Below are 5279 nucleotides of genomic sequence, written 5' to 3'. Positions count from 1 at the left end.
ACCGCCCTGGGAACCCGGCCAGGCCTTGCCCATCAGCTCAGCTGAGGCTGCGATGGCTGAGATGGGGAAGCCGCTGGCGAGTCCCTTCGCGGTGATCACCACGTCCGGAGTGATGCCTGCCCAGTCGTGGCCCCAGAACTTTCCGGTCCGACCGACACCGGCCTGGACCTCATCCAGGATGAGCACAATGCCGTGACGGTCAGCGCGTTCCCGCAGTCCCTGCAGGAAGGCAGGGGGAGTGGGAATGTAGCCGCCGTCGCCCAGGACAGGTTCGATGATGAAGCCGGCCGTGTCTGCGGGGCTGCTGATGCTCAAGAGGAGGTGGTCCAGTTCCTTCAGGGCGAAGTTGACGGCGGTTTCCTCGTCCCAGCCGTAGCGGTAGGCGTGCGGGAAGGGGGCGATGTGCACTCCGCCCATGAGGGGGGAGAAGCCGGAGCGGAACTTCGTGCCGGCCGTGGTGAGCGAAGCAGCTCCCACCGTGCGGCCGTGGAAGCCGCCGTGGAAGGAGATGATGTTGGGCCGGCCCGTGGCCATCCGGGCCAGGCGGACCGAGGCTTCCACTGCCTCGGAGCCAGACGTGGCGTAAAAGACGCTGTCCAGCCCCGAGGGCAGGAAATCTCCCAGCTTGTCGGTGAGCTCAAGCAAAGGCTTGTGCATCACGGTGGTGTACTGGGCATGGACAATCTTGCCCACCTGCTCGCGGGCGGCCGCTACGACGTCGGGGTGGCAGTGACCTGTACTCGTAACGCCGATTCCAGTGGTGAAATCGAGGTACTTTTTGCCGTCGGTCGCGTGGATCCAGCTGCCGGCGGCGTAGTCAACGACCACCGGAGTTGCCTGCTTGAGGAGGGGACTGAGAGTTGCCATGGCTTCATACTTTCTTAGTGAACTGTAGATTGTCAACAATAGGCGATGCTGCGGGAATCGCCTTCATTACCGCTGGTGTTAGTCGGCTTTGTACCGTTCGGGCCTGAGGAACTCCAGGCCCTCAAATGAGCGCTTACCCAAAGCCTCATGCGCTGCTATCTCGCCGTAGCCCGAAGCCATCTTGAAGCCACCGCCGGAGAACCCGGTGGCGCAGTAGATTCTGCTGCTTTCCCCGAGGTGGCCCAGCAGGGCATGCCCGTCCTTGGTGAAGAGGTCCGGGAACGCATCCGAGCGGACAATGTTGGGGACCAGGCCGGGGAAGAACTCGGTGACGGTCTCGGTGGTCTCAGCGATTTCCGCGGGCGTGAGGTCCCGGGGGACGGAATCGGCCTGCGGTGTTGGTGCTCCGCGGCCATCGAGGGTTGCTTTCACCGTCACGCCGTCGACAGTGGGTGCCCCGTACATGGAGCGGTCACCGGAAATCCGGATGAAGATGGGAAATCTCTCCGGGGAGAATTCCGCCGCGTCCCTCGCGACGAACCAGGACAGGAAGATCCGTTTGGTCTGGGTTGCGGCCTTCAGGTAGTCGGGCATGAGCCGCTGGGACCAGCCGCCGGAGGAGACGATGACGTTCTCGAAGGTCCAGGACTTCTCGCCGGAGGTGACCAGCACGCCGTCGGCGGTTTCGGTGATGCTGTCGATCGGGGTATTGGTGTGAACTGTTGCCCCATTGGCCTGGGCGGCGGCGACTGCCGCCGTCACTGCACGGTCGGTGCGCAGAGCCCCGGCATGCGGATCGAACACGGCGATGTCGTCGGGCCGGAGGTTGTGTTGCGGGTAACGTTCGGCCATGACTTCGCGGCTCAGGATTTCGTGGTCGGCGCCGTTGAGCCGGGTCGTTTCCAGCAGGCTGGGAATATAGGGACCATCAACTGTTCCAATCGACAGGCCCCCGCAGCGGGTGAGGATGTCCTGTCCGGATTCAGCCTCGAGTTCGGCCCAGAGATCCCGTGAGCGTTGCAGGATGGGGTAGTAGCCGGGTGTTCCGCGGTACAGCATGCGGAACAGGCGGGTGTCACCGCCGACGGCGCTGCGGGCATGGGCCGGGGACTGTGCCTCAAATCCGACCACCGAGTCGGACAGGCGGGAGGCCTGCCAGAGGGCCATGCTTCCGATGCTGCCCAGGCCGATGACTGCGAGTTTTCCGTCCATGGTTAGAGCACCTGTTCCAGGAAGGCCTGGGTGCGGGCTTCCTGGGGGTTGCGCAGGACTTCCCGGGCGTCGCCGCGTTCGACCACAAAACCGTCGTCCATGAAGATCAGGGAGTCGGCCACTTCGCGGGCGAAGCCCATTTCGTGGGTGACCACCACCATGGTCATGCCCTTTTTCGCGAGGTCCTTCATGACCGCGAGGACTTCGCCGACTTTTTCGGGGTCCAGGGCGGACGTGGGTTCGTCGAAGAGCATGATCTCGGGGTCCATGGCCAGGGACCGGGCGATCGCGACGCGCTGCTGCTGCCCGCCGGAGAGCTGCGCGGGGTAGTAGTCCCCGAATCCGGCCAGGCCGACGCTGGCCAGCAGTTCGGTGGCCCGCTTGGCCGACTCTTTCTTGTCAGCACCCTTGACCAGCACGGGTCCGGACATGATGTTCTCAATCGCGGTCATGTTGGGAAAGAGGTTGAACTGCTGGAAGACCATGCCGACCCTCGTGCGCTGCTGGGCCAGTTTCTTGGGGGGAAGGGCGTGGTAGGCGTTGTCGGTTTCGAAGTAGCCGAAGTCCTCACCGTTGACTTTCAGGACACCTGAATCGACCGTCTCCAGGCCGTTGATGCAGCGCAGGACCGTGGACTTGCCGGAGCCACTGGGGCCGATGATGCAGCAGATTTCACCGCTGGCGATGTCCAGGTCGATATCTTTCAGGACTGTCTTGGGTCCGAAGGACTTTCGGATTGCGCGGGCATGAATGGTGCCGTCGTTGCTCATCGGAGGGTACCTTCCGGTTCTGTCAGCACAACCTTTTTCGCCTTCCGGGGGAGCCTGGAGGTTGTACGGGAGTATTTCTGTTCCAGCTTGGACTGCGGGTAGCTCAGCAGCAGGGTCATCACGAGGTACCAGAGGCTCGCGACGATCAGCAGCGGGATGGTCTCGTAGGTGCGGGCGTAGATCAGCTGGGCGCTTTGGAGCAGCTCCGCAACACCGAGGACGCTGACCAGGGAGGTTCCCTTGAACATGCCGATCACCTGGTTACCCGTCGCCGGGATGATCGACGGCATCGCCTGCGGGATGATGACCTTGCGCATCCTCATGCCGGCGCTCATGCCCAGGGAGTCGGCGGCCTCGATCTGGCCCTTGCCGACCGAGGAGAACCCGCCGCGGATGATCTCGGCCATGTAGGCGGCCTCGTTGAGCGTCAGGCCCACCAGCGCTGCGGTGATCGGGCCCATCAGGGCGTTCATGTCGATCGCGGTGCCGATGTCGGTGAACGGGATCCCGATCGTCAGGTTCGGGTACAGGGCGGAGATGTTGAACCAGAAGATCAGCTGGACCAGGACAGGGGTGCCCCGGAACAGGTTGATGTAGAGGTTCGCAGCGATGGAAACCGGCTTCACGTGCGAGGAGCGCATGATGGCCAGGGCAAGTCCCAGCAGCGTTCCCAGGGCCATGCTCGCGACCGTGAGGAAGATCGTGAGCATGAGCCCGCGCAGGATCGACTCCGCGAAGAAGTACTTCCCGACGATGTCCCACTTGAAGTTGGGGTTGGTCAGGACGGAGGCGAGGATCCCGATGCCGAGGAGGGTGCTGAAGACCCATCCCGCGTACTCGGCGGGAGTCCGAAGCCTAAGCCGTGGCTTCAGGGCTGCATCAATGCTACCCATCGTTGCTTCACTTCCTTTGTTTCTGATAGCTGTGACCATGGTGGCGCCCCGCTAGTTCAGCTTGGCATCGGTGATGGCCCCGGACTCCAGGCCCCAGGTCTCCAGGGACTCCTTGTACTCCGGGGTCTGCAGGACGGACTGGAGCGCTGCCTGCATGGCCGGGGTCAGCGGCGAGCCCTTCTTCAGGCCGATGGCGGTCAGGTCGCTCGAGCCGACGTTGACCCGGCCGATGAGGGTGAAGGAGGCCGGCTGCTGCTTCTCTGCCCACCCGAGTGCGGTCGTGTCGTAGAGGACGCCGTCGATCCGCTTGGAGTGCAGCTGGGTCAGGGCCTCCTGGACGTTGGGCAGCGTCACGGCGTTGATCGCCGGCTGTCCCTTGGAGGTGCAGGTCTGCTCGTTAAGGGCGGGGAGGCGCTTGAGCTGGCCGGTCGAGCCCTGGGTGACGGCGATGTTCTTCCCGCACAGGGTCTCGACGGTGAGGTTCAGCGGGTTCCCGGCGGCCGCGGCCACGGAGGTGCCGGCCTTGAAGTAGTCGATCATGTCCAGGACCTTGAGGCGCTCTTCGGTCTTGGACATGGTCGTGGCGGTGAAGTCGAAGCGGCCGCCGTCGAGGCCGGGGACGATCGTGTCGAACTTCGTGTCCACGAACTTCAGCTTCAGGTCAAGCTTTTTCGCAATGAGCCGCGCGACGTCCGGGTTCAGGCCGATCGGGGTCTGGTTGTCCTCCGCGAGGAACGTCGTCGGCGGATAGTGCAGGTCCATGGCCACCGTGAGTTCGCCCTTGTCCTTGTACGACTGCGGCAGCAGCTTTATCGCGGCCTCGTCAGGCTGGATGCCTTCCGAAATGTCTGCCGTATTCGATGTCTTCGAGCCGCCTGCGGCTGAGTCGCTGTTGGCAGTGCCGCCACAGGCGCTGAGGGTCAACAGAACGGCAAGCCCTGCGGCTGCGGTCTGGACTTTGTTGATGGTCTTCATGGTGCTTCCCTTCGAATGGTTCCGGCTGAATTGGATCGCCAAAACGAGTGCATATTTCGCAGGACCGCCTGGTCGGCATCCCCGTGCCTCGAGGTCGGGGCCTTGCGCTGATGTGGTGTGCTTCATGCGGGGCTGTGATCCGGATCTCCTCCGCATCTAAGCCACTATGCAACCCCTTCCGAAGCAGATTGTCAACAATTGACGAAAAGAAAAATGGTGAGTGAACTGCAGTGGAAGGGGGGCTCGAAACTGTTGACAATTTACAATTTTCGGTCCTACAGTCGATGTATCAGGCAGCAGAGACCCCTGCCACGGGGCAGACTCCACCTCGCTCTGTACATGCCCTGGAACCACAAAGGAGGCTCGGCATCCGGGCCTTCGACACGACTTCAAGAACGGACGAATCATGGCAGACACGAACCTCCGGCCGAAGTACATCTCTTTTGATATCTACGGCACTCTCATCAACTTCGACATTGATCCCACCACGCGTCGCCTGCTCGATGGCCGCATCTCAGAAGAGCAGTGGCCGACCTTCAAGAAGCAGTTCCGCGGCTACCGG

The 5279-nt window shown here is 62.8% G+C and carries 5 protein-coding genes; all 5 read right to left on the bottom strand.

The genetic code is table 11. The annotated features are described in order from the left end of the window. On the bottom strand, positions 1-867 hold an 867-nt coding region (locus AC3A3W_RS13765), incomplete at its 3' end, for an aspartate aminotransferase family protein (RefSeq protein ID WP_487443600.1). A gap of 78 nt (positions 868-945) precedes the next feature. Next, positions 946-2079, bottom strand: a complete 1134-nt coding sequence (gene solA, locus AC3A3W_RS13760; protein ID WP_487443599.1) for an N-methyl-L-tryptophan oxidase — start codon at positions 2077-2079, stop codon at positions 946-948. A 2-nt stretch (positions 2080-2081) separates the two neighbouring features. Continuing rightward, positions 2082-2849 (bottom strand): amino acid ABC transporter ATP-binding protein, encoded by a 768-nt coding sequence (locus AC3A3W_RS13755; protein WP_487443598.1) that lies wholly within the window; start codon positions 2847-2849, stop codon positions 2082-2084. After that, the gene (locus AC3A3W_RS13750) at positions 2846-3742 is read right to left on the bottom strand and encodes an amino acid ABC transporter permease (protein WP_487443597.1); all 897 of its coding nucleotides are present in this window, start codon (positions 3740-3742) and stop codon (positions 2846-2848) included. The genes AC3A3W_RS13755 and AC3A3W_RS13750 overlap by 4 nt, the downstream gene beginning before the upstream one ends. A 51-nt stretch (positions 3743-3793) precedes the next feature. Further along, positions 3794-4717 carry an ABC transporter substrate-binding protein gene (locus tag AC3A3W_RS13745; protein WP_487443596.1) on the bottom strand — a complete coding sequence of 308 codons (924 nt, stop codon included), beginning with the start codon at positions 4715-4717 and terminating at the stop codon, positions 3794-3796. Between the last annotated feature and the right edge of the window lie 562 nt (positions 4718-5279).

This window comes from Arthrobacter sp. Soil_N43 (assembly GCF_057655195.1).
The sequence above is the reverse complement of the archived record's forward strand: the minus strand, read 5'-3'. Positions and strand labels throughout refer to the sequence as shown.

What these genes read in the sequence shown, in the direction of transcription:
- AC3A3W_RS13745 (WP_487443596.1), bottom strand. Translation starts at nt 4,717, where the DNA reads ATGAAGACCATCAACAAAGTCCAGACCGCAGCCGCAGGGCTTGCCGTT.
- AC3A3W_RS13750 (WP_487443597.1), bottom strand. Translation starts at nt 3,742, where the DNA reads ATGGGTAGCATTGATGCAGCCCTGAAGCCACGGCTTAGGCTTCGGACT.
- solA (WP_487443599.1), bottom strand. Translation starts at nt 2,079, where the DNA reads ATGGACGGAAAACTCGCAGTCATCGGCCTGGGCAGCATCGGAAGCATG.
- AC3A3W_RS13755 (WP_487443598.1), bottom strand. Translation starts at nt 2,849, where the DNA reads ATGAGCAACGACGGCACCATTCATGCCCGCGCAATCCGAAAGTCCTTC.